Origin of the sequence: Campylobacter sp. (assembly GCF_052169515.1) — a bacterium.
Taxonomy (GTDB): domain Bacteria; phylum Campylobacterota; class Campylobacteria; order Campylobacterales; family Campylobacteraceae; genus Campylobacter_A.
The window spans coordinates 71,794-93,886 of sequence record NZ_JBQNCH010000007.1 but is presented as its reverse complement, the minus strand read 5'-3'; the positions used below and the strand labels follow the sequence as shown (position 1 = coordinate 93,886).

24 protein-coding genes are annotated in these 22,093 nt (G+C 38.3%); 17 read left to right on the top strand and 7 right to left on the bottom strand.

Annotation, left to right across the window (positions count from 1 at the left end; translation table 11 throughout):
• The 5 genes from ACTTKV_RS03765 to rpsU all read right to left on the bottom strand — a co-directional run.
• Positions 1–585, bottom strand: a 585-nt coding sequence (locus ACTTKV_RS03765) for an NAD(P)-dependent oxidoreductase (RefSeq protein ID WP_442549313.1), incomplete at its 3' end; no start/stop codon positions are given.
• Positions 586–587: 2 nt separating this feature from the next.
• Complete coding sequence (locus ACTTKV_RS03760) at positions 588–1,769, bottom strand: glutathionylspermidine synthase family protein (protein ID WP_442549312.1); 1,182 nt, start codon at positions 1,767–1,769, stop codon at positions 588–590.
• Position 1,770: 1 nt separating this feature from the next.
• Positions 1,771–2,394, bottom strand: coding sequence for a UPF0323 family lipoprotein (locus ACTTKV_RS03755; RefSeq protein ID WP_442549311.1), 624 nt, complete (start codon positions 2,392–2,394; stop codon positions 1,771–1,773).
• A complete protein-coding gene (locus ACTTKV_RS03750; RefSeq protein ID WP_442549310.1) occupies positions 2,391–3,023 on the bottom strand; it encodes a DNA-binding protein in 633 nt (210 codons plus the stop codon). Before ACTTKV_RS03750 ends, ACTTKV_RS03755 begins: the two co-directional genes overlap by 4 nt.
• A 108-nt stretch (positions 3,024–3,131) precedes the next feature.
• Positions 3,132–3,344 (bottom strand): 30S ribosomal protein S21, encoded by a 213-nt coding sequence (gene rpsU, locus ACTTKV_RS03745; protein ID WP_009294994.1) that lies wholly within the window; start codon positions 3,342–3,344, stop codon positions 3,132–3,134.
• Between the two features lie 190 nt (positions 3,345–3,534).
• Here rpsU and ccoG point away from each other — a divergent pair, with 190 nt between their 5' ends.
• The 8 genes from ccoG to ACTTKV_RS03705 all read left to right on the top strand — a co-directional run bounded on the left by ccoG (position 3,535) and on the right by ACTTKV_RS03705 (position 14,194).
• Positions 3,535–4,860: a cytochrome c oxidase accessory protein CcoG gene (gene ccoG / locus ACTTKV_RS03740; protein WP_442549309.1), complete on the top strand. Its 1,326-nt coding sequence runs from the start codon at positions 3,535–3,537 to the stop codon at positions 4,858–4,860.
• Positions 4,861–4,894: 34 nt separating this feature from the next.
• A complete protein-coding gene (locus ACTTKV_RS03735; protein WP_442549308.1) occupies positions 4,895–5,518 on the top strand; it encodes a TetR/AcrR family transcriptional regulator in 624 nt (207 codons plus the stop codon).
• Positions 5,519–5,625: 107 nt separating this feature from the next.
• Positions 5,626–6,786, top strand: a complete 1,161-nt coding sequence (locus ACTTKV_RS03730) for an efflux RND transporter periplasmic adaptor subunit (RefSeq protein ID WP_442549307.1) — start codon at positions 5,626–5,628, stop codon at positions 6,784–6,786.
• 10 nt (positions 6,787–6,796) lie between these two features.
• Positions 6,797–9,922, top strand: coding sequence for an efflux RND transporter permease subunit (locus ACTTKV_RS03725; protein ID WP_442549306.1), 3,126 nt, complete (start codon positions 6,797–6,799; stop codon positions 9,920–9,922).
• A complete protein-coding gene (locus ACTTKV_RS03720) occupies positions 9,912–11,294 on the top strand; it encodes an efflux transporter outer membrane subunit (protein WP_442549305.1) in 1,383 nt (460 codons plus the stop codon). Before ACTTKV_RS03725 ends, ACTTKV_RS03720 begins: the two co-directional genes overlap by 11 nt.
• 21 nt (positions 11,295–11,315) lie before the next feature.
• Entirely contained in the window at positions 11,316–11,543 is a 228-nt protein-coding gene (locus ACTTKV_RS03715; protein ID WP_442549304.1) for a hypothetical protein, read from the top strand.
• Positions 11,544–11,994: 451 nt separating this feature from the next.
• On the top strand, positions 11,995–13,185 hold the full coding sequence (locus tag ACTTKV_RS03710; RefSeq protein WP_442549303.1) for a NifS family cysteine desulfurase: 1,191 nt from the start codon (positions 11,995–11,997) through the stop codon (positions 13,183–13,185).
• 16 nt (positions 13,186–13,201) lie between these two features.
• On the top strand, positions 13,202–14,194 hold the full coding sequence (locus ACTTKV_RS03705; RefSeq protein ID WP_442549302.1) for an iron-sulfur cluster assembly scaffold protein: 993 nt from the start codon (positions 13,202–13,204) through the stop codon (positions 14,192–14,194).
• 88 nt (positions 14,195–14,282) lie between these two features.
• Here ACTTKV_RS03705 and miaA read toward each other — a convergent pair whose 3' ends face one another.
• Entirely contained in the window at positions 14,283–15,158 is an 876-nt protein-coding gene (gene miaA / locus ACTTKV_RS03700) for a tRNA (adenosine(37)-N6)-dimethylallyltransferase MiaA (RefSeq protein WP_442549301.1), read from the bottom strand.
• Positions 15,159–15,160: 2 nt separating this feature from the next.
• Positions 15,161–16,375, bottom strand: coding sequence for an FAD-dependent oxidoreductase (locus tag ACTTKV_RS03695; RefSeq protein WP_442549300.1), 1,215 nt, complete (start codon positions 16,373–16,375; stop codon positions 15,161–15,163).
• Positions 16,376–16,477: 102 nt separating this feature from the next.
• Between ACTTKV_RS03695 and mqnP the strand changes: the two genes are divergently transcribed.
• From mqnP to ACTTKV_RS03650, 9 genes are all read left to right on the top strand, one after another.
• Complete coding sequence (gene mqnP, locus ACTTKV_RS03690; protein ID WP_442549299.1) at positions 16,478–17,338, top strand: menaquinone biosynthesis prenyltransferase MqnP; 861 nt, start codon at positions 16,478–16,480, stop codon at positions 17,336–17,338.
• The gene (locus ACTTKV_RS03685) at positions 17,335–17,856 is read left to right on the top strand and encodes a hypothetical protein (RefSeq protein WP_442549298.1); all 522 of its coding nucleotides are present in this window, start codon (positions 17,335–17,337) and stop codon (positions 17,854–17,856) included. Before mqnP ends, ACTTKV_RS03685 begins: the two co-directional genes overlap by 4 nt.
• A gap of 10 nt (positions 17,857–17,866) precedes the next feature.
• Positions 17,867–18,373 (top strand): DUF6115 domain-containing protein, encoded by a 507-nt coding sequence (locus ACTTKV_RS03680; protein ID WP_442549297.1) that lies wholly within the window; start codon positions 17,867–17,869, stop codon positions 18,371–18,373.
• A gap of 137 nt (positions 18,374–18,510) precedes the next feature.
• Positions 18,511–19,479, top strand: a complete 969-nt coding sequence (gene moaA / locus ACTTKV_RS03675; RefSeq protein ID WP_442549296.1) for a GTP 3',8-cyclase MoaA — start codon at positions 18,511–18,513, stop codon at positions 19,477–19,479.
• Positions 19,479–20,234: a 4Fe-4S cluster-binding domain-containing protein gene (locus tag ACTTKV_RS03670; RefSeq protein WP_442549295.1), complete on the top strand. Its 756-nt coding sequence runs from the start codon at positions 19,479–19,481 to the stop codon at positions 20,232–20,234. Before moaA ends, ACTTKV_RS03670 begins: the two co-directional genes overlap by 1 nt.
• The gene (locus tag ACTTKV_RS03665; RefSeq protein ID WP_442549294.1) at positions 20,234–20,815 is read left to right on the top strand and encodes a 6-pyruvoyl trahydropterin synthase family protein; all 582 of its coding nucleotides are present in this window, start codon (positions 20,234–20,236) and stop codon (positions 20,813–20,815) included. Before ACTTKV_RS03670 ends, ACTTKV_RS03665 begins: the two co-directional genes overlap by 1 nt.
• Complete coding sequence (locus tag ACTTKV_RS03660) at positions 20,815–21,018, top strand: hypothetical protein (protein WP_442549293.1); 204 nt, start codon at positions 20,815–20,817, stop codon at positions 21,016–21,018. The genes ACTTKV_RS03665 and ACTTKV_RS03660 overlap by 1 nt, the downstream gene beginning before the upstream one ends.
• A complete protein-coding gene (locus ACTTKV_RS03655) occupies positions 21,015–21,416 on the top strand; it encodes a hypothetical protein (RefSeq protein WP_442549292.1) in 402 nt (133 codons plus the stop codon). Before ACTTKV_RS03660 ends, ACTTKV_RS03655 begins: the two co-directional genes overlap by 4 nt.
• Positions 21,417–22,073: a 16S rRNA (uracil(1498)-N(3))-methyltransferase gene (locus ACTTKV_RS03650; RefSeq protein WP_442549291.1), complete on the top strand. Its 657-nt coding sequence runs from the start codon at positions 21,417–21,419 to the stop codon at positions 22,071–22,073.
• Positions 22,074–22,093: the final 20 nt, after the last annotated feature.

The following is a 22,093-nucleotide window of genomic DNA, read 5'->3' as shown; positions in this document are numbered from 1 at the left end:
TCTTAGTAGCTCGTCTAAGCTTTTTTGCTTAAATTCGCTATTTTTATTTGCTCCGCTTGTTGAGTAGTAGCTCACGTTTGCACCAAATGCACGCGCCACTACCGCCACACCGCGCCCTATCTCGCCAAGTCCGATGATCCCAAATTCTTTACCAGCAATCTCACTGATATCTGCGCCAAGATAGGTAAAAATTTCACTCTTCACCCACTCTCCGCTTTTTACGTATTCATCATAAAATTTGATGTGATTTGTTAGCTCAAAAAGCATCGCAAACGTATGCTGCACGACGCTTGCAGTAGAGTAGCCAGCGACGTTTTTAACAGCTATGTTTTTAGCTTTTGCATGCTCTAGATCAACATTATTCATTCCAGTTGCGCTTATGCAGATAAGCTTTAAATTTACCGCGTCCATCACTGCTTTATCGATTATGACCTTGTTTGTGATGACGATATCAACGCCTTTTAGACGCCCTGCGACCTCTTCGCTCTTAGTTTTTTGGTAGCTGATAAACTCGCCAAATTTCTTAAAAACACTAAGATCTACATTTTCACCAAGAGTGGCTGCGTCTAAACAAACGATCTTCATCTTTAATCCTTAATGAAATGTCCCACAAATTTAGAGTAGTTATCTAGAATTTTGCCACCCTTTCTATATCCAAGTGCACACGCCTCATAAGCGTAAAATACGCCTGCTTGGTAGTTGTCGCCTCTCTCATCTTGGTTAAACTCGTAAAATTCTTGATAGATAGCTTTGTTCGAGTCATATTCGCCGTCATTACTAGCTATTTCTGTGCCGTTTTCGTCGTGGATAGAGACGTTTGCGCCTTCTCTGCCAAAGAGTGGTTTTTTCACATATTTTTTGCCCTTTAGCGGCTCGTTTGAGGTCTCAAGCAAGAGTGGGTGATTAGGATAAAGATCCCAAAGAATTTTTAAAATTCCCTTGCTTTGGAAAAGCAGTGTGTAGGCGGGATTGATTATGATAGCTTTTTGATTTTTGATGATATTTGAAAGTATGAGTGCCAGCTCGCCTTCGTCTATCGCTATGCTCTCCCAAGGCACGAGTTTAAACCAGTACTCAAAATTTTCATTATCTTTAAAAATGCCTTCGTTGTCGTCAAAAACGACCTCATCTACGTAAGAAAAGTCTGTTTTAAAGCCAGCTTCTTTTGCGATGTATTGCAGTAGTTTTACGCTTCGCTCGTCCTCTATACTGCCAGCGATACTGCTAAAGAGTATCCCCCAACCCTCGTAAACATCCTCAAAGTTTACATTATCATCGCCAAGTGTGATAAGGCGTTTAAAATTTTGCTTTAGAGCTTCGTAAAGGTTATTAAATTGCTCTGCTTCGTCCATGTGATTTAGTTTTAGCATAGCCCACTGAATGATCGCCGTCTCAAAGATAGCTGTTGGCGTGTCGGCGTTAAATTCTATCAGTTTTATCGGCTTGCCATCAAGCCCACCTGCTAGATCAAACCTGCCGTAAAGGTGCCAGTGAACGTCATTTTCCCAGCTATTTTTGATGATATCAACTAGATTAAATGGTATGCCTATCTCGTGAAAAAGGTTGTTATCAATGACGTGCTGAGCAGCATTTACATACATATCATATAGTTCGTTTGCTGCTTCATAATAAGCATCTGCCTCACTTGCTTTTACCTGCACGATCTCATCTGCGATATATGAGCTGTTATCGTTGTCTGTATGCCATGCAAAGCCGATTTTTTCCATAAATTCGTTATTTAGCGGAGTGATTTTTTTTAAATTTATCATTTTAGCCTCCAAAGCTTGATTGGCTAGAGCTAGAGCTTGATTTTGAGCCACCACCGAAAAACCCGCTCTTTCCGCCGCTACTTTTTGCAGCAGAATTTGCCGCTTTTTGCTTGTTGAAGCTATCAACGCTTCTTGTGTAAGAACTTGGATTCTTGTAAGTACTTTGGCGATTTGCTTGGAAATTTTGGTTGCCAAAGAGTTTGCTGCCTATCCAGCTACCAAGTATCGCGCCAGCAGCAGAGGCAAGTATAGTCTCGCCAAGGCTTAGACCGCCACTACTTAGCTGTGCGTCGCTAGCCTTTGTTAGATTTGAAGTACCATTGTCAATATTTGCGTTTGCTTGAGCTAAGAGCTTATCGATTTCGTCTTTGCTAAGTACACGCTCAGTGCCGTTTATATCTTTTAGCACGACTCTAGTTTCGGTGCTTGGATACTCTTCTAAAATTTTATAAACACCAGGTGCGCTCTCTTCGATGATGACAAAGGCGCCATTTTTTTGCGCAACTTCATTTAGTGCATTTTCGTTACCGCCATTGTCGTTTCCGCAACCTGTAAGGCCAGCCATAATGATCGCACCAAAACCGCCTACCGCAGCATAAGTAGCTATTTTTTTAATGTGTTTCATATCTCTCCTATCAACTCTTTTAGATTTTTATGTTTTCTAACAAGTATCACACCTCTTTTAAATTTTATAAATTTGGAGTGGTGTATGTTTTTTATTATCTTTTCACTGATCTTTTTTGTAGCTTTTGGTTTTAAATTTAGCTCCTTTAAATATTCGCTCAAATTTATCCATTTTGACTCATTTTCTATCTCGGCTTCTATCGCTACTTCTCTTGGTGCTTGGTCGTTTTTAGATGCTAAAAGCGGCCTTTGCATGGCGTTTAGAAACTGCATGAGCTTCTCGTCTCTGTCTTTATAAATTTGTAAAATTTCATTTTTTCGTTCGATTAGCATCTGCTCTTTTTCTTTAAAGAGCCTATCTTTGTCAGCTTGCAAGTTTAAATTTAAGCTCTTTAGCTCGCTTAACTCATTTAGTAAATAGCTTACAAACTCGTCGTTTTGGGATTTGGTTTTTGTGCTTTTTGGGGCAGATTTTGTGACTTTTTCGCTATTTGGTTCTTTGTCTAGGATGACAAATTTTATGCCATTTTCAATGACTGTATTTAGCGAACCACGGCGGATTCTATTATAGACTGCTTCTTTTGTTATGCCTAGAATTTCTGCAGCTTCGTTTATGGCTAGCTTTTGCATCGAATTTCCGTTTCGTTTAAAATAAAATAAAAAAATTGCTTTGATTATAAAAAAATAAGGCTAAAAGAAGAGTTAAACAAAGAGAGCGGGGCCCTCTTTGTCTTGGTTTTAGAGTCTTGACTCGTAGCGTCTAAGCATATAAAGACGTTTAAGCATTTTCTTGCGAGCAGCAATTTTTTGTTTTTTGCGGATCTCAGTTTTAGGCTCAAAGAAGCGTCTAGCTCTTGCTTCAGTTACTACTAAGTTACGGTCAGTTTGTTTTTTAAACTTTCTGTAACCCTCATCAAATGACTCGTTAGGATGTACCTTAATACCAGGCAACGTCCTCACCACCTTTCAGATTAAAATAAGCCGTGAGTATAGTTTAATTTTCATAAATTTAAGCTTTTAAAATATACTCAGGTATTTCGTATTAAATTTAAAAATTTAAATCAAACTTTGTTTGAAAAAATGAAAAAATAGAGCAAATGCAGTTTTGATGTATAATCACAAAAATTTTAAAAGGTCTGTTATGTCAAAGGAATTTCATTTTAACTACGCCAAGAAGCGTTACATTTTTTTCGCCTGTATTACGCTTATTGCACTCATTTTGCCATTTATCAGGATAAATGACACGCAGCTATTTTTATTAAGTTTTGATAAGAGTAGGGTTGATCTCTTTTTTACAAAATTTGATATGCAAGAGCTTTATTTGTTGCCGTTTTTGTTTATCACTTTGTTTTTAACTATATTTTTCTTGACAACGCTTGCAGGGCGCGTTTGGTGCGGTTGGAGTTGTCCACAGACTATTTTTAGAACGGTTTTTAGAGATTTGATTCAAGCAAAAATTTTAAAGATCAGAAAAAATATCCAAAACAAACAAAATGAACCACAAGGTCAAATGTTTAAACGTACTTTAGCGGTTGCAATTTGGTGCGTTTTAGCCCTTATAATAGCTGCAAATTTTTTATGGTATTTTGTGCCACCATTTGAGTTTTTAGCCTATATAAGCGAGCCAAGCGAACATAAAATTTTACTTGCATTTTGGTTTGGTATCGCAGCTTGGCTAGTCTATGACGTGGTTATTTTAAAAGAGAATTTTTGCATTTATGTCTGTCCATATGCTAGGGTGCAGTCAGTTATGTTTGATAGCGATACCATCCAAGTCATTTATAATCAAAAACGAGGTGGCGTGATATATGAGGGCAAGGAAAAATTTAAAAAGCCAAAAGAAGAAGGCGCGCTTTGTACTGGTTGTGAGGCGTGTGTGAGAATTTGCCCAACGCATATAGATATAAGAAAAGGTATGCAGCTTGAATGCATAAACTGCCTTGAGTGCCATGATGCTTGTAGCAAGGTAATGGGGCATTTTAATGAAAGATCACTCATTGAGTGGAGAAGTATAAATTCTATAAAAGAGCAAAAAAAGGTCAAAATTTTAAGATTTAGGACGGTGGCATATCTTGTGATCCTATCTTGCGTGCTCGTAGCTGGCTTTTTTATGAGTGGCAAGAAAGAAAATATGCTGTTAAATATTAATAGAACTAGTGAGCTTTACAGGGTTTTAGAACAAAATGAAGTTGAAAATTCTTATGTATTTTTGGTGCAAAATACACAAAATAAAGAGCATGCATTTTATTTTGAAATAGATGATAAAAACATAGAAATTTCACGTCCAAGCAAGCCATTTAACTTAAAGGCAGGTGCAAAGCAGCGTATCATCGTCACACTAAAATCAAAAAATAAAAACACAAGTGACAAGGACCTTTTAAAACATATAAGCATAAGAGCTTTTGCCATCGATGAGCCAACTATTAGCGTGCAAAGACAGAGCACTTTTATTTATCCTAAAAGATGATAAAATGGCAAAAATTGATCAGGAAGTGAAATAAATGGCAATATCAGAAAAGGGTAAAAAAAGATACGAACTCATCGTAAAAACAGCACTTAAATTATTTTTGAAAAATGGCTATGAAAAAACTAGTTTAAGCGATATCGTGGCGATAAGTGGCGGATCACTTTCTAGCATTTACACATTTTTTGAAAACAAAGAGGGGCTTTTTAAGGCGATTATAGAACAAGAGATAGATAGTCTTATAAAAGAGATCGACGAGAAGATAGATCTTAAAATTTCTCACGGTTTGGAAGAGTTTTTAACCAAATTTGCAACCATTATATTTTCTATCATCTGCACTAAGAAAAATATCTCACTTGGTAAAATAATGATGAGCGAGGGTTCTAAAAATGGTGGAAAACTTGGTAGGGTATTTTTGGATCAAATTTTAAACAAGATCGATCTTGTACTTATAAATTTTTTTGAAAAAGATGAGATAAAAGCTAAGCTTAACCCAAAATTTACAGCCAAATTTGCTGCAAAAAGTTTTATACAAAGTGTGATCGGGGTCTACTACTACGACTCGCTTATGTTAAATGAAGAGCCACAACTTAGCAAAAAGGAGCGTGAAGAGCACATTGCTTTGTGTGTTGAGTTATTTTTAAATGGAATTCAAAAATAGAATTGACTTTTAATTTATTTTTGGTTATAGTCGGTGTCTTTTAAAATTTGTAATTATTGTTACAAAAATAAACTTGGAATTAAAATTTAAAATTAAGAGAGGTTTTTATGTTGAATTTAAAAAGTATTCTTGTGCTTTCAGCTGCCGTTTTTCTACTTTCTGGTTGCTTTGAGAGTAGCGACAAAAAGGCTGCCACAGGTCGCCAGATGCCACCATCTCACGTTGATATTTTTGTAGCTAAAAAGATGGATGTGCCTATTAGTTTTGACTACACGGCCACAGTTACAAGCAGCCAAGATGTCATCGTCTATCCAAAAGTTGGCGGAACGATAATTAAGCAGTTTTTTAAGCCAGGCGATAAGGTAAAGGCTGGAGATAAGCTATTTTTGATAGATCCAGAAAAATATCAAGCAAGCTTTGACTCGCTTGATGCAGCTGTTGGCGTGGCAAATGCAAATTTAAAAAATGCTCAAACTGAGTTTAAAAGAATTTCTGCCCTTTATAAGAAAAATGCAGTTTCTCAAAAAGACTATGACGCGGCAGTCGCAGCTCATGACATAGCAAATGCAAATCTAGTAAGCGCAAAAGCGAATTTAAAAAGTGCTAAGATCGACCTTGGCTATACAACTATCACAGCGCCATTTGACGGAGTAGTGGGCGATAACAAAGTGGATGTTGGCTCACTTGTCATAGCAAATCAAACACAGCTTGTAAGACTAACAAAGATAAATCCAATTGAAGCTGATTTCTACATCGCAGACGTGGATAATCTAAGTAGAAAGACAAATTTAGATAACGGTACTTGGGAGCAGCTAAATAGCGATGCTGTACTAAAAGTAAATAATGAAAATTTCACCGGAAAAGTGACATTTATAGATAACGTCGTAAATACCGCAACTGGTAGCGTTTTAGCAAAGGCTAGCTTTGACAATAGCGAGGGTAAAATTTTACCAGGTGCTTTTGGTCACATAAAAATGAGTGGATTTGTTCAAAAAAATGCCTTTCACATCCCGCAAGTTGCTCTTCAGCAAAGCGCTACAAACTCTTATGTTTTAGTTGTAAAAGATGGTAATGTAAGCCAAAAAAATGTAAAAACTAGCTACCAAACAAAAGATATGGTTGTAGTCACCGATGGCCTTGAAGAAGGAGATAAGATTATCATTAACAACTTCCTTAAAATCGGTGTTGGCAGACCAGTACAGACAGATAAAGACCTAAGTGCGGAATTTATAAACGGCAAAGACGCAAACGCTACAAAAAGCAATTAAAGGCAGATAGATGTTTTCAAAATTTTTCATAAATCGCCCGATATTTGCGACTGTTATATCTATCATCATAGTTATAGCAGGTCTTATGGGTATCAAGGGGCTTCCAATAGAGGAGTATCCAAGTCTTACTCCGCCTGAAGTATCAGTAAGCGCAACATATAGCGGTGCTGATGCGCAGACTATCGCTGACTCGGTCGCAAGTGCGATTGAGGATCAGATAAATGGTGTTGAAAATATGCTTTATATGAAAAGTACATCAAGCTCTGCTGGTACAATGAATATAAGCGTATATTTTAAGATAGGCTCATCATCAAAACAAGCTACGATAGACGTAAATAACCGCGTTCAAGCTGCTCTTTCAAGGCTCCCACAAGAGGTGCAAAATATGGGCGTAACAGTCCGTGAAAGAAGTGGCTCGATCCTTCAAGTCGTTGGCTTTTCAAATCCAAATATGAACCTGATTGAGCTATATAACTATGTAAATTTAAACATCGCAGACGAAATCAAAAGGGTAAATGGTATTGGCGATACGGCACTCATTGGTAACAAAGAGTACTCGATTAGAATTTGGCTAAAGCCAGATAGACTATCTCAGTTTAAGCTAACTCCAAGCGACGTAATCTCTCAAGTAAAAATTCAAAACTCGCAATACGCCGCTGGCAAGATCGGCGAGCAGCCATCAAAAGGCGAAAACCCTTACGTTTACTCAGTCGTTTCAGAGGGGCGTTTTAAAGATCCAAAACAATTTGGAGAAATTTTGATAAAAAGTGAAGATGGCACTGTCGTAAAGCTAAAAGAGGTTGCCACTATCGAGCTTGGAGCCGCTAGCTACGCATCTGATGCTATGCTAAATGGCAAACCAGCAGTGCCACTTTTACTATTTTTGCAAAACGATGCAAACGCACTAGCAACTGCAGAGGCAGTTGCCCAAAAGCTTGAAGAGCTAAAGAAAACTTACCCAGTTGGACTAGAGCACACCATAGCTTATAATCCAACCGAATTTATCACCGTCTCTATCAATGAGGTTATAAAAACTTTCATTGAGGCGATGTTGCTCGTTCTTATCGTAATGTACTTTTTCTTAAAGAGCTTTAGAGCTACCATCATACCTATGCTAGCCGTGCCAGTCTCTATCATAGGCACATTTGGCGGACTTTATATCATGGGCTTTAGTATAAATTTGATCACGCTTTTTGCCCTGGTTCTTGCCATCGGTATCGTCGTGGATGACGCCATCATCGTTATAGAAAACGTCGAGAGAATTTTACATGAAGATAAAGAGATAAGCGTAAAAGATGCGACGTTTAAGGCAATGGAGGAGGTGCAAACTCCGGTTATCTCTATCGTGCTCGTGCTTTGCGCTGTTTTCGTACCGGTCTCTTTCATGGAGGGCTTTGTAGGTGTTATACAAAAGCAGTTTGCACTCACACTTGTCGTTTCTGTTTGTATCTCAGGCTTCGTCGCTCTTACTCTTACGCCAGCACTTTGTGCGGTTATGCTTAAAAGGCAAGAGAGTAAGCCATTTTGGATAGTTCAGAAATTTAATGACTTCTTTGACTTTAGTACCAAGCTCTTTACAGCAGGTGTAGCAAAAATTTTAAAACATGTATTTATTAGCTTTGTGGTCATTGGTATCATGGGATTTGCGACCTATACACTATTTCAAAAGGTGCCAAAAGCACTTGTGCCTTCAGAAGACAAGGGTGCTTTGATGGTTATCACCTCACTTCCACCTTCAACAAATATGCTAAAGACAAAAGAAGAGCTAGCCTCTATTAGCGCTGCGATACTAAGCAACCCAAATGTTGAATTTACCATGGGCTTTGCAGGATATGACATGCTAGCTAGCTCACTTAGAGAAAATTCAGCCATTAGCTTTATCAAGCTAAAAAATTGGAGTGAGAGAAAAGGTGCTGCAGATAGCGCAGATGCCCTAGCTGGGCAGTTTAATGGCATGCTTTGGGGCTCTAAAAACTCAATGACTTTTGTTGTAAATTTACCTCCTATCATGGGCCTATCAATGACTGGTGGCTTTGATATGTATCTACAAAACAAGAGTGGCAAGAGCTACAACGAGATAGAAGCGGACGCTAGAAAAGTAGCCGCAGTAGCAAATGCAAGACCTGAGCTAACAAATGTGAGAACTACGCTTGAGACAAACTACCGCCAGTTTAAAATAACCGTAGATAAAGAGAAAGCAAAACTATTTGGCGTAAGTGAAAGCGAAATTTTTAGCACGATAGGCGCTACTTTTGGCTCTTACTATGTAAATGACTTCAACCTTGCGGGCAAGTCTTACCGCGTATATGCAAGGGCAAGCGATAACTTTAGAAACAACCCTGAGGATCTAAGAAAAATTTTCGTCCGCTCATATGATGGCGAGATGGTGCCACTAAATTCGGTCGTAACGCTTACAAGATCGATCGGACCTGATATAGTTGATAGATTTAACCTCTTTCCATCAGCTAAGATCATGGGCGATCCAAAGCCTGGCTACACATCAGGTGACGCTATCCAAGCGATACAAGAGGTCGTAAATGATACGCTAAGCAGTGATGAGTACGCTATAAGCTGGGCTGGAACGGCATATCAAGAGGTAAATTCTCAAGGAACAGGCACGGTCGCCTTTATCTTTGGCATGATCTTTGTATTTCTTATCCTTGCAGCTCAGTACGAAAGATGGCTCATTCCACTTGCCGTTATCACAGCTGTGCCGTTTGCAGTATTTGGCTCGTTGCTCGCAGTCTGGATAAGAGGGCTAACAAATGACATCTACTTTGAGATCGGACTCTTGCTACTCATCGGTCTGGCGGCTAAAAACGCCATCTTGATTGTAGAATTTGCTATGCAAGAGCGTGAAAGCGGAAAGAGTATCTTTGACTCAGCGATAAATGCGGCAAAACTTCGCTTTAGGCCTATCGTAATGACCTCGATCGCATTTACTTTAGGCGTTTTCCCGATGGTTATAAGCACAGGTGCAGGCGCTGCATCTCGCCACTCACTTGGAACAGGCGTGGTCGGCGGTATGATCGCATCAACAACGATAGCGATATTTTTTGTGCCATTGTTTTACTATTTGCTTGAAAATTTAAATGAAAAATACTGGAAAAAAGGAGCAAAAAAAGATGAAAAATAAGGCGCTTATACTTATAACGGTGGCGTTTTTAGCTGGTTGCTCATTTCGTCCAGATATGCCAAAGATAGATACAAATTTTACTTCAACATATACTTATGAGACAAGTGATATAAGAGATCTTTGGTGGAAAGAATTTCACGATGAAAATTTAAATTCTCTAGTTGAGAGTGCACTTGAGAAAAATACAAATTTACGTATTGCGTATTTAAATCTCCAAAAGGCAAAAGCGAGCCTTGGCGTAGCTGAGGCAAGCTTGCTTCCTGGTGTGAATTTAAATGCAGGTGCCACTAGAACTAGAAATAGCGCAGAAACTGCCTCACATATGCCTCAAACTACTTCAAAAAGCTATGAGATAAATTTAGGCCTTAGCTATGAGCTTGACCTTTGGGGCAGGGTAAGAAACAGCGTGCTTGCAGCAAATGAGAGCTTAAATGCGAGCAAATTTGACTACGATAGTGCAAGGCTAAGTCTTAGCTCAAGCGTAGCAAAGAGCTATTTTGTGCTAGTTTCATTAAATATGCAAGAAGCAGTACTTCAAGATACACTAAAAACTTATGAGGCAACGCTTGCACTTCGCAAGACGCAGCTTGAGCTTGGTGGTATAAATGAAATGACCTATCTGCAAAGCAAGGCTGCAGTTGAGAGTGCAAAAACAAGTCTAACTTCAGTGTTAAACTCAAAGTCAAAAGTGCTAACCTCGCTTGCCATCCTAACTGGCAAGAGCAACGATGAAATTTTAAATGGAACTGTCGCTAGCTCAAAGACCTTGCCGGCTTCGCCTGAGATAAGTGCTGGCATTAGCTCTGATGTTTTGCTAAGAAGAAGTGATGTGGCAAAGGCACTGGCTGATTTAAAAGCGACAAATGCACTTGTTGGTGTGGCAAAGGCGGAGTATTTTCCTACGATCTCACTTACTGGACTTTTTGGCTTTGCTAGTGAGGATTTTAATAGAATTTTCATAAGCAGTGCTAGTGTTTGGAGTCTTGGTGCTAGTTTGTCACAGAAAATTTTTGACTATGGTAGAACAAAAAACAATGTTCGCATTGCTGAGACAAACGAGCAAATCGCAGCCGTTGCTTATGAGGGCGTGGTAAAAACTGCTCTTGGTGAGGTTAGAGATGCTCTTATTTCAAGAAAAAATGCAAAGCTCTCTTTGGATCAGGTGAAAAATTTGCTACAATCGCAGCAAAAAATTTATTCACTTGCCAAAGATCAGTATGAGGCTGGATATATTGGACACTTAGAGCTTCTTGATGCGGAGAGGAATTTACTCTCGGCTAAGCTTCAAGACGTCTCAGCTAAGCTTGATGAGGTCGATAGTGCGGTTGAGGTTTATAGGGCTTTTGGTGGCGGATTTAAGTTAGAAAAGTAAAATTACAAAAGGAGAAAATTAATGTGTAAGATATTTAATTTCTTATTTTCTTGGGGATTTTTTGTTTTTGCTATCGCTCTTGGTGTGGCATTATGGTTTGCGATAAATTATGTCGATCAGTTTAGACTCGAGTCTAGCTTTTATGATATCGGTGAGATATTTATGATGGCGGCTGTTTTTGGTATAGTTTTTTACCTAGCGGCGGCGATCTTTATTATACCTATTAAGGCAATGATTAAAAAAGCCTAAATTCTTCTTTCATCTAAGAATAAAATTTTCTTAGATGAATCCCCTAAATTTATCCTAGAAATTTATTAGACTTTTAATTATGTTGCTTATGTTATCTTAAACGCAAAATAAAACAACTTTAGGTTAAGATAGATTTGCTCGACATCTTTAATATTTTTAGAAATTTTGTTTTATTTATTTTATTGTCGTAGCATTTACAATACTATTAATTTAAAATACAATCCTTAAGAAAAGTAATTAATATTAAGAGTAAAATAGACTTTTTTATGAGAAATTTTGCAGATAGCGTATCTATCAAATATTGATAAAGAATTTCAATATATTTTAATATCAAAATGAGCTAAATATTGAAAAAACTAGAGCAAATTTTTAAACTTGCTTTTAACTTTTTTGTTATAATATCCCATCAAAAATAAAAGGGATATTTTTTATCCGAATTAAGGCTAAAATTTTGAGAGTATATTTAGATAATAACGCCACAACGATGGTTGATCCAGAAGCTTTTGAGCTTATGAAGCCGTTTTACTGCGAAAAGTACGGTAACCCAAACTCACTTCACAAATTTGGCTCAGAAACGCACCCAGCCTTAAGAATAGCACTCGATCAGCTCTACGCTGGCATAAACGCAAAAGATAGCGATGATATCGTTGTTACCTCATGTGCGACCGAGAGCAACAACTGGGTAGTAAAAGGCATCTACTTTGATAAGATCGCAACCGGCGAGAAAAAACGCATCGTAACAACCGCGGTCGAGCATCCAGCTATTTTAGCAACTTGTAAATTTCTAGAAAAGCATGGCGTGGACCTTACGGTTTTGGACGTAAATAGCGATGGTATCGTCACTCCAGATCAACTAAGGGCTGTGATGGACGAAAATGTCGCACTTGTTGCCATAATGAGTGCAAACAACGAAACCGGCATGATCTTTCCTATAAAAGAGCTTGCCAAAGTCGCCCACGAGTACGGAGCTTTGTTTCACACTGATGCTGTGCAAGCAGTCGGCAAGATAAAGATAAATGTTCAAGACCTAGACGTTGATTTTCTAAGCTTTTCAGCGCATAAATTTCATGGACCAAAGGGTGTTGGCGCTCTATATATAAAGGATAGCATGCCACTAAGTAGTTTGCTTCACGGCGGCGAGCACATGGGTGGACGCAGAAGCGGCACGCTCGATGTTCCAGGAATTGTCGGAATGGGCAAGGCACTTGAGCTAGCAAATAAATTTATGGATTATGAAAACTCGCATGTTCGCCGCTTGCGTGACAAGCTAGAAAGTGCGCTACTACAAATTCCTGACGTCAGCGTCGTTGGCAAAAAAGAGCAGCGCGTGCCAAACACTATCCTAGCTTCTATCAAAGGTGTCGAGGGCGAGGCAATGCTTTGGGATCTAAATAGAGCCGGCATAGCTGCATCTACGGGCTCTGCTTGTGCGAGTGAGACACTAGAGAGCAACCCTATCATGGAGGCCATCGGTGCTGACAAAGAGCTGGCTCACACAGCACTTAGACTATCTCTTTCAAGATTTAATACTGAAGAGGAGATCGATTACGCGATCGAGCATATAACAAAAGCGGTAAATAGACTAAGAGGCATCTCTAGCACCTTCGCGTACGCCCCAGAGTGGCATAAGAGTGGATTATAAAATTTAAAGGAAAAACATGGCAAAGAATAATTTAATAGGAGGCTCTATCTGGGATGAATACTCCAAGGTAGTGCAAGATAGGATGAATAATCCTAAATTTATGGGTGAACTAACCGAAGAAGATGCCAAAAAAGCAAATGCAAAGCTCATTGTGGCTGACTTTGGAGCTGAGAGCTGCGGCGATGCGGTCAGGCTTTACTGGCTAGTTGATGAGAAAACTGACAAGATAATAGACGCTAAATTTAAAAGCTTTGGCTGTGGCACGGCTATAGCTAGCTCTGATACTATGGCTGAGCTATGCATCGGCAAAACGGTCGATGAAGCTGTTAAGATAACAAATTTAGATGTCGAGAAAGCTATGCGTGACAATCCAGAAACCCCAGCTGTCCCGCCTCAAAAGATGCACTGCTCAGTTATGGCGTATGACGTCATAAAAGCAGCAGCTGCAAGCTATAAGGGTATAGACCCAGAGCATTTTGAAGATGAGATCATAGTTTGTGAGTGCGCGAGAGTAAGTCTTGGCACCATTAAAGAAGTGATAAGGCTAAACGATCTTCATACTGTTGAGGAGATCACACAATACACTAAAGCTGGAGCATTTTGCAAGTCTTGTGTAAAACCTGGTGGTCATGAAAAAAGAGAATATTATTTGGTCGATATCTTGCGTGATACTAGAGCCGAGATGGAGCAAGAGAGGCTTGAGGCTCAGGCCAACGCTCAAGCAAACAACACACTTAGTGACGTAAGTTTTGAGAACATGACGATGGTTGGCCAGTTAAAAGCGGTCGAGTCAGTTATAGATAAAGAAATTCGTCCAATGCTTATGATGGACGGCGGAAATTTAGAAATTTTGGACATCAGAAACGATAACGGCGAAAATACCGACATCTACATCCGCTATCTTGGCGCTTGCTCTGGCTGTGCGAGCGGCTCAACAGGTACGCTTTATGCGATAGAAAATGTCTTGCAAGAGACTTTAAGCCCAAAAATCAGGGTTATGCCTATCTAAAACTAACGAACAGCTCCTTTTGGGGCTGTTTTACCTCTAGTGAATTGAATCTATTATCGATAAAATTTAAATCTAATCCAACTCAAATTTAATCTTTTAAAAAATTCAAAATTTCACTTCTGGTTTGAGCTAGACCACCGACACATTTCTTCTCAAACTGCGAGCGGTTAAATGTACGCTGGCGTTTAGCAAGCTGGGTCGTGTGTATGGTTATTAGCTCTTCAAGCTCACTTTGAGAAATTTCTGCGTCCAAAAACTGCTTGCATTCTTTTAGACCTATTGATTTTAGAGGCTTTGGTTCGTTTTTATACTTATCAAATAAGAACTTCGCCTCATCTATTAGACCATCTTTAAGCATATTTTTCGTTCGCTTTGCTATGCGAGCTCTAAGCTCATCCTTATCCCATAAAATTTCAAAGATCGCAAGCTCTTTTATGACACTTTCTTTTGTGTTTTGTTTTAGCCAAGCACTTGGGGTTTGACCACAAAATTTATAAATTTGATACCATTTCTCAAGGCGATAAGAGTCATTTTGGCTAAATTTCTCTGCAAAATTAGGATCAATATTTAAAGCAAGTTCGTAAATTTCTTGGTTGTTTAAATTTAATTCGCATTTTGGTACGTCTGGAGCAAGACCATTAAGCATCGCCTTTAGATAAAAGCCACTTCCGCCAGTGATTATAAGTGGACAGTTTTGCGAGAGTGCAAAATCTTTTGTGTTTTTGTAAATTTCAAAAAATGAGCCAACACTAAATTCCTCATCAGGGTAAATTTCATCCACCCCAAAGTGCCTCACAGTCTCTAGCTGCCAGGGCTTTGGCTTTGCACTGGCGATATCTATCTCTTTATAAAGTGCAAGCGAGTCAAGACTTAAGATGACGCCACCAAATTCCTTTGCCAGTTCAAATCCAAGATCACTTTTGCCGCTTGCAGTAGTGCCGATTAGGGCGAACTCTTTAAACAAATTTAACCCTCGTAAAATGAACTAAATAGCAAAATTTCATCGCTTTGCTCATTTTCTTTGCCTTCTTTTATAAGATCTGCCAAAACACTAGCAAAATACGGTGCAAAGCTCAGTTCATTTAATCCGTAAGCTTGATTGTAAAGTAAATTTTTATAAGTTTCATCTCTTCCAAGTGCCGGCTTATCGTTTGAGCTAAGTAAAACGTAGTTCGCCCTAAAGCTAGGCTCTTTTAGCTCACTTATGCCAAGGTGTGTTTTTAACTCGTTTAAAAATGCGTTGATCTTTTCTGTTTTGACGAGCGTATCGATAGCACCCACTTGTAAATTTGTGATGATTGTGACACCATTTTTATTTGGGTAAATTTTGGCAAACATATCGTTTAAAATGATCGGTTTTTTAGGTATTTGCCCCTCATTTAACGCAAGATCGATCGTATAGAATTTCGCCAAAATGGCATTTAAATTCGTCCCAAGCTTGCTTGATAGATCCAGACTTTTTGTAGCTATGACAAAGCTATCTGCCTCGTATTCACCACTCGTGCCGACAGCCTTTTGCACGCTTTGACCCTGCGTTTTTAGCTCATAAATATCGTCGTTTATAAATTTCACTCCAAGACTGTTTAGTTCATTTATGAGCGCTTTTCGTAGTTCACCAGCATCGATACTCGCATTTTTGGCCAAATTTATAGCCCCTTTTATATTCTTATTTATTAGGCCAAAATTTGCAAGCTCACTATCAATGTTTAAAATCTCTTGCTCGCTATCAGCGATCTTTGTCTCATCAAGCCTCTTTTTAAAGCTTTCGTCCTGACTAAAGATGAGATATACACCATTATCAGTAAAATTTATCTGAGGATATTTTTCATTTAGGTTCTTTAAAATTTCAAAACTTTTTTGTCCAAATTTTGAAAACAAAACTCTCATTTTTTTGTCGTGAGCTTTTGTTGATTTGAGTGTAAAATTCGCCATCCACGCTCTAAAATTTTCATTTAAACAAAGGTTTATATCAAGCTCACTTTTTTTACTAACTAGCCCCATAAATGAGCTAGATATCGCTCCATCTTTTACAATAGGTGATGTATTAAATGGGGTTAAAATTCCGCTTGCAAAGTCATCTTTTTGGCTATTAATAACTAAAATTTCCTCACTCTTTTTAGCTAGCTCAAGCGCCGTAAACAACGCACTAAAACTATCTCCGATAATTGCTATTTTGCTCATCATAACCCTTCATTTTAAAATAATGTGGCAATGATAATATAAATTTAGATTTAAAGCAAAATGGTGTAAAATCAATCACTTTTTAAAAATATGGAAATTTATATGATCAAAAAGCTAAAAGATATCGCAGAACTCATCGTTTTTAAGCACTCGGTTTTTGCTTTGCCCTTTATTTTTGTGGCTATGATAGTTGCAAGCAAGATAGAAAATGGCTCAGCTTGGTTTGGCTTTAAATTGCTTATTCTAGGCGCACTTTGTGCAGTCAGTGCTAGAAATTTTGCAATGGCATTTAACAGATACCAAGACGAGGACATCGACAAGCTAAATCCTCGCACTGCAAGCCGTCCGAGCGTTGATGGACGCATCGGCAAGAGCAACATGCAGCTTTTTATCGCAGCAAACGCGCTTATCTTTATTGTCTGCGCCTATTTTGTAAATTCGCTCGCCTTTTGGCTGAGCTTTCCCATTCTTGCCGTGCTTGGCGGATACTCGCTATTTAAGCGCTTTAGCGAGCTAGCGCACTTAGTGCTTGGCCTTAGTCTCGGGCTTGCTCCGATCGCTGGTGTGGTCGCAGTAAGCGCTGATATACCGCTTTGGAGCGTGCTACTTTGCCTCGGGGTGACATTTTGGGTGGCTGGATTTGACCTGCTTTACTCGCTTCAGGATATGAAATTTGACCAAGAGAACAAACTTTTTAGCATACCAGCGATCTATGGCGAGAAGGCTACATTGTTTTTATCAGCCATTTTTCACGCTTTAGCTTTTATATTTTGGTTGCTTTTTGCTTGGGCGGCTGGGCTTGGAGCCATGGCCTTTTTTGGCATTGTAGTAAGCGGCGTGATCTTATTTTTTGAGCATAGGATCGTAAGGCGCGACTTTAGCAAGATAGATAGGGCGTTTTTCACGCTAAATGGCTATTTGGGAATTTTATTTTTTATTTTTGTTTGGATTAGTGTATTATGAACAAAGTAAGGCTTTTTAAAGCACCTCTTAGTATGGCTTATGAGCGTGATAGCACGGGAGATGAGAAATTTTTAAGAGAATTTAACTCTATCTTACCAGGTGAAGAAGACGCACTAGGGGCGTGGCTAAAGCGAGCCAAATCACGCGGCGAGACCAAAGAGAGCGATCAAGTTTTACTAACTCTTTTGATAGAACTTCACAGAAAAGTAGATGCGCTAAGTGATTACATTAAAAACGAACATAAGCAGTATTTGTCACTAAGTGAGAGTACAAATATCGATGAAATCGGCTTTACGCATATAAAAATAAGTGAAGAAAAATTTCAAAAAGATGAAATTTACTACGCAAGGATTGCTATGCCTATCTTTCCAAAGAGAAATTTGAGCCTTTATCTAAAGGCTATTGATGGAAGGCTTGCAAAGATAGAAAACATGCATGAAGAAGACGAAGCCGACTGGAATGCTTATGTGACGGCTAGGGAACGTGTAATGATAAGAGAAATGAGAGCGAACTCGTAGAAGGAAAAATATGGAAATTTATATCTTTTTAGGCTTTGGAATCGTTTTGGCGATAATAGTTGCTTTGTTTTTTATAAAAGATAACGAGACAAATAAGAAATTTGCTAGATTTGAAAGAGCGATAGAAAGTGTTATGCAAGAAAATTTTAACCTCAAAAAGCAAATTTCAATGCTTGAGGGCGAGGCGTTTAAAAATAGCGAACAATATGAGCCTCTAAAAAAACAGATAAAAGAAAATATTGATTTACAAATAAATGAGAAAATTGTGCCGATAATTCGTGCAATTAAGAGTATTGAGCGAGTAATTGATGATTTTGCGACAGAACAAAAAGATAGAATCGTTAGTCTTGAGGAGAGAACAAGAGATATTAATAAAATCGCACCAAGCGTCATCAATGAAGAAGAGCAAATTTTAAAAATGTTTAAAGATGGAAAGAGTGCAGCTATGATCGCAAAGGATCTTCATGTAGGCATGGGGCGAGTTGAGTTTGTGCTCAGATTTCATAAATTAGCTTAAAATCGCCATTTGATTTAAAAAGACTAATCCACTCTTAAACTACAAAAATTGCCTTAAATTTTTATTTTGATTTAAATCTTTTAACATATAATTGAAAAAATTATAAAAAGCTCTAACCAAGCTTGAGAAGGTGCTTTATGCTGGTAGATAAATATGGTCGGGTTGTTGATTATTTAAGAATTTCTGTAACTCAGCGTTGCAACTTTAGATGCAGGTATTGTATGCCTACAACGCCATTTAGTTGGACACCAAGAGAGAATTTGCTAACTTTTGAAGAGCTATTTTTGTTTGTAAAAGTGGCTATTGACGAAGGCGTAAAAAAGATAAGAATCACTGGTGGTGAACCTCTTGTGCGTAAAGACTTGGACGTTTTTATAAAGATGATAAGCGATTATAGTCCAGATATCGATCTAGCACTTACGACAAATGGCTATATGCTATCGCACTTTGCTAAAAGGCTAAAGGACGCTGGACTAAAACGCATAAATATGTCACTTGATACACTAAATGAACAAAAGGCTAAATTTATCGCACAAAAAAGTGTCTTGCATGAAGTCTTGTCTGGCTTTGAGGCAGCACATGATGCTGGGCTTAAAGTGAAGATCAATACAGTTGCCTTAAAGGGCGTAAACGACGATGAACTGGTAAATTTGCTGGAATTTGCCAAATTTAGAGGTTCTCAAATTAGATTTATTGAGTACATGGAGAACTCGCACGCTAAAGATGATCTAAAAGGGCTAAATAGCGATGAAATTTTAGAGATCATTTCAAAAAAATATAATGTCACAAAAGATGAAAAACTACCAAATGCACCCGCTTCTATTTATAGGCTTGATGATGGATATAAATTTGGCATCATAGATCCGCATAAGCACGATTTTTGCGAGAGTTGTAACCGTATCAGGCTAAGTGCTGAAGGACTTTTGATACCATGTTTATATTTTGAAGATGCACTAAGTATCAAAAAAGCAGTTGAAAAAGGCGATATCGTCGCCGCGAGTGAAATTTTAAGACAAGTGCTAGCCAATAAGCCAAAAGAGAACAAATGGGCGGTAGGAGCTAGCAATGAGACTTCTGCAAGGGCCTTTTACCAAACTGGTGGTTAATGAGTAAGGATTTAGAGCTAGTTGAGGCGTTTTTAAGCATACAAGGCGAGGGTGAGCATCAGGGTAGGCTGGCTATTTTCTTACGTTTTTTAGGATGTAATTTAAACTGCTCTGGCTTTGGTGTACAAACAAAATCTTTAAAAACGGGTGAAAATCTCTTAGGTTGCGATAGTATAAGGGCTGTTTTTAAAGGGCATTTTGATCACAAAACATGCAACGCAGATGAAATTTTAAGCTTAGTTGATGGGCTTTGCGAAGGCCTAAAGCAAAAACCGATCATTGTTTTAACAGGCGGCGAACCACTCATTTGGCACAAAAATGAAAATTTTATAAATTTGGTAAAAAATTTGCTTGTAGACTACGAGGTGCATTTTGAGACAAATGGCACTATCTTGGTTGATTTTGATAAATTTGAAATTTATAGAAATTGCCATTTTGCACTTGGTGTAAAGCTAGCAAATAGTGGAATTAACGAGCAAAAACGCATAAATTTAGATGCCATTTTGGCCATTAAAAATAATGCAAAAAGTAGCTTTTTAAAATTTGTGCTATCTCGTTGCGACGATAGTGAGCTAGATGAGATCATGAATATAAAAAACAAAGTGAATTTGCCAGTTTGGTGCATGGCGATGGGTGCAGATAGAGCAGAGCTTAGTAAAAATGCTTTAAAGACGGCAGAATTTGCCATAAAGTATGGGTTTAATTATTCAGAGCGCATTCATATTAGGCTTTGGAGCGATAAAGAGGGTGTTTGATGATTATTAGAAAACTTTTTAGGTTTGAGAATGCTCACATTGTGAGATTTTGTAGTTCAAAACGTTGCAGGACGAGCATCCACGGCCATAGCTATGTGGCTGAAATTTTACTTAGTTCAAATTTTCTTGATAATGCTGGCATGGTTTATGATTTTGGGCTTATGAAACAAAACATAAAGACTATCATTGATAGCTTTGACCACGCCACGACCATATATTCAGGTGATAGTGACGAGTACAAAAACGACCTCAAAAAGCACTCGGCAAGGTGGATAGAAATACCACAAAATCCAAGCGCAGAACAGTTTTGTCGTATATTTTTTGTGCTTATCGAGAGATTGCTTGAGCTTAGCATTATGAATAACGGCGAACGCGAGGTGAAGCTTCATAGTGTCATTGTTCATGAAACTGATACAGGCTATGCACAATGCTTTAAAGAAGATGCATACAATCCCCAAATGGGCGAGATAAGGCTCTGTGATATAAATTTTTCAGATGCAATCATAGAAGAGTGGGAAGACAAAAATTTGCTCGATAAGATGATAAACAAGATAAAAATAGAAAATCCAAAGGACGTTTAATGAGAAAAATTTTAACTTCTTTTTTGCTTATAGCTAGCGTATTTTTGGGATGTGGCGAGAAGGAAGAGGCCAAAAGTGACGTGAGCGATCCAGTGCCAACAGACGTGACCGTAGCTCAGCCAGACGCGAATGTAACGATCGATGAGCAGCTACCGCCTGAGCCAGTTGTCGAGGAAAACGAGCCACCTAAAGAGAAAAAATGAACGAACATCTAGCTTCGCTTTTTGCATACACTTTACCTTTTCATGTGGCATTTTTCTATGCACTTCTTGTGTGCGGGGCGCTTTATTTGCTACTTACGCAGTTTGGAGTTGCTGGCAAAAACTACGTGCTTCGTATTAGATATTTTTTACCGATTTACCACATGCTTTTAAGCTTTTTGGTACTAACGGGGCTTATTTTATGGGCATACTATAACTATGAGCCAAAATTTAACGCGATAAAGATGCTAGTTATTTTGATAGTTTTGATCGCACTTAGCGCCATAGGATACAAGAGACTAAAGAAATTTGCAGTTACTGGCGAACTGGATAAATTTAAGAAATTTGCCTTACGTAAGGGGCTGTGTGACCTTGGTTTGGTAGTTATTGCAGGGATTTAGATGAAATTTTTATATGATAGAAATGCTGGAGATGAGAGCCTAAAAGTAGTAAACGAAGGCTTTTTACACTTAAAAGCTAGAAGAGTTGAGGTTGGAGAGAGGATAAGTGTTAGAAATTTGCGCGATGGTAAAGAATATATATACGAGATCGACGAGATCGAGCGTAGAAGTGCAAATTTAAGCCTCATTTTTGCTAGCTTAAATAGTGAGAATAAATTTGACTTTACTATCGCTTGGGCGGTTGTAGATCCAAAGACTATTGAAAAAACACTGCCGTTTTTAAATGAGATAGGTGTTGGCAAAATCGCATTTGTCTACACGAAATTTTCTCAAGCAAATTTTAAGATAGACATTGAAAGACTGAACTATATAAATGCACTTTCATGTGAGCAGTGCGGACGAACGTCTCTAATGGAATTTGAAATTTATAAAAGTTTAGATGAGCTGATGAGCGTTTATAAAAATGTCTCAGCTATAAATTTTGGCGGCAAAAGTTTAAATGAAAAAAGAGATGATGAAATTTTAATAATAGGCCCAGAAGGTGGTTTTAGCGAAGACGAGGTGGCTAAATTTAAAAATAGCTACTGCCTAAATACAAAAAATATTTTAAGATCTCAGACGGCTATTGTCTCAGTGGCAGCAAAATTTCTTGCTTGATTTATTTGATTTTTAGATTT

What these genes read in the sequence shown, in the direction of transcription:
- ACTTKV_RS03760 (WP_442549312.1), bottom strand. Translation starts at nt 1,769, where the DNA reads ATGATAAATTTAAAAAAAATCACTCCGCTAAATAACGAATTTATGGAA.
- ACTTKV_RS03755 (WP_442549311.1), bottom strand. Translation starts at nt 2,394, where the DNA reads ATGAAACACATTAAAAAAATAGCTACTTATGCTGCGGTAGGCGGTTTT.
- ACTTKV_RS03750 (WP_442549310.1), bottom strand. Translation starts at nt 3,023, where the DNA reads ATGCAAAAGCTAGCCATAAACGAAGCTGCAGAAATTCTAGGCATAACA.
- ccoG (WP_442549309.1), top strand. Translation starts at nt 3,535, where the DNA reads ATGTCAAAGGAATTTCATTTTAACTACGCCAAGAAGCGTTACATTTTT.
- ACTTKV_RS03735 (WP_442549308.1), top strand. Translation starts at nt 4,895, where the DNA reads ATGGCAATATCAGAAAAGGGTAAAAAAAGATACGAACTCATCGTAAAA.
- ACTTKV_RS03730 (WP_442549307.1), top strand. Translation starts at nt 5,626, where the DNA reads ATGTTGAATTTAAAAAGTATTCTTGTGCTTTCAGCTGCCGTTTTTCTA.
- ACTTKV_RS03725 (WP_442549306.1), top strand. Translation starts at nt 6,797, where the DNA reads ATGTTTTCAAAATTTTTCATAAATCGCCCGATATTTGCGACTGTTATA.
- ACTTKV_RS03720 (WP_442549305.1), top strand. Translation starts at nt 9,912, where the DNA reads ATGAAAAATAAGGCGCTTATACTTATAACGGTGGCGTTTTTAGCTGGT.
- ACTTKV_RS03715 (WP_442549304.1), top strand. Translation starts at nt 11,316, where the DNA reads ATGTGTAAGATATTTAATTTCTTATTTTCTTGGGGATTTTTTGTTTTT.
- ACTTKV_RS03705 (WP_442549302.1), top strand. Translation starts at nt 13,202, where the DNA reads ATGGCAAAGAATAATTTAATAGGAGGCTCTATCTGGGATGAATACTCC.
- ACTTKV_RS03695 (WP_442549300.1), bottom strand. Translation starts at nt 16,375, where the DNA reads ATGAGCAAAATAGCAATTATCGGAGATAGTTTTAGTGCGTTGTTTACG.
- mqnP (WP_442549299.1), top strand. Translation starts at nt 16,478, where the DNA reads ATGATCAAAAAGCTAAAAGATATCGCAGAACTCATCGTTTTTAAGCAC.
- ACTTKV_RS03685 (WP_442549298.1), top strand. Translation starts at nt 17,335, where the DNA reads ATGAACAAAGTAAGGCTTTTTAAAGCACCTCTTAGTATGGCTTATGAG.
- ACTTKV_RS03680 (WP_442549297.1), top strand. Translation starts at nt 17,867, where the DNA reads ATGGAAATTTATATCTTTTTAGGCTTTGGAATCGTTTTGGCGATAATA.
- moaA (WP_442549296.1), top strand. Translation starts at nt 18,511, where the DNA reads ATGCTGGTAGATAAATATGGTCGGGTTGTTGATTATTTAAGAATTTCT.
- ACTTKV_RS03670 (WP_442549295.1), top strand. Translation starts at nt 19,479, where the DNA reads ATGAGTAAGGATTTAGAGCTAGTTGAGGCGTTTTTAAGCATACAAGGC.
- ACTTKV_RS03665 (WP_442549294.1), top strand. Translation starts at nt 20,234, where the DNA reads ATGATTATTAGAAAACTTTTTAGGTTTGAGAATGCTCACATTGTGAGA.
- ACTTKV_RS03660 (WP_442549293.1), top strand. Translation starts at nt 20,815, where the DNA reads ATGAGAAAAATTTTAACTTCTTTTTTGCTTATAGCTAGCGTATTTTTG.
- ACTTKV_RS03655 (WP_442549292.1), top strand. Translation starts at nt 21,015, where the DNA reads ATGAACGAACATCTAGCTTCGCTTTTTGCATACACTTTACCTTTTCAT.
- ACTTKV_RS03650 (WP_442549291.1), top strand. Translation starts at nt 21,417, where the DNA reads ATGAAATTTTTATATGATAGAAATGCTGGAGATGAGAGCCTAAAAGTA.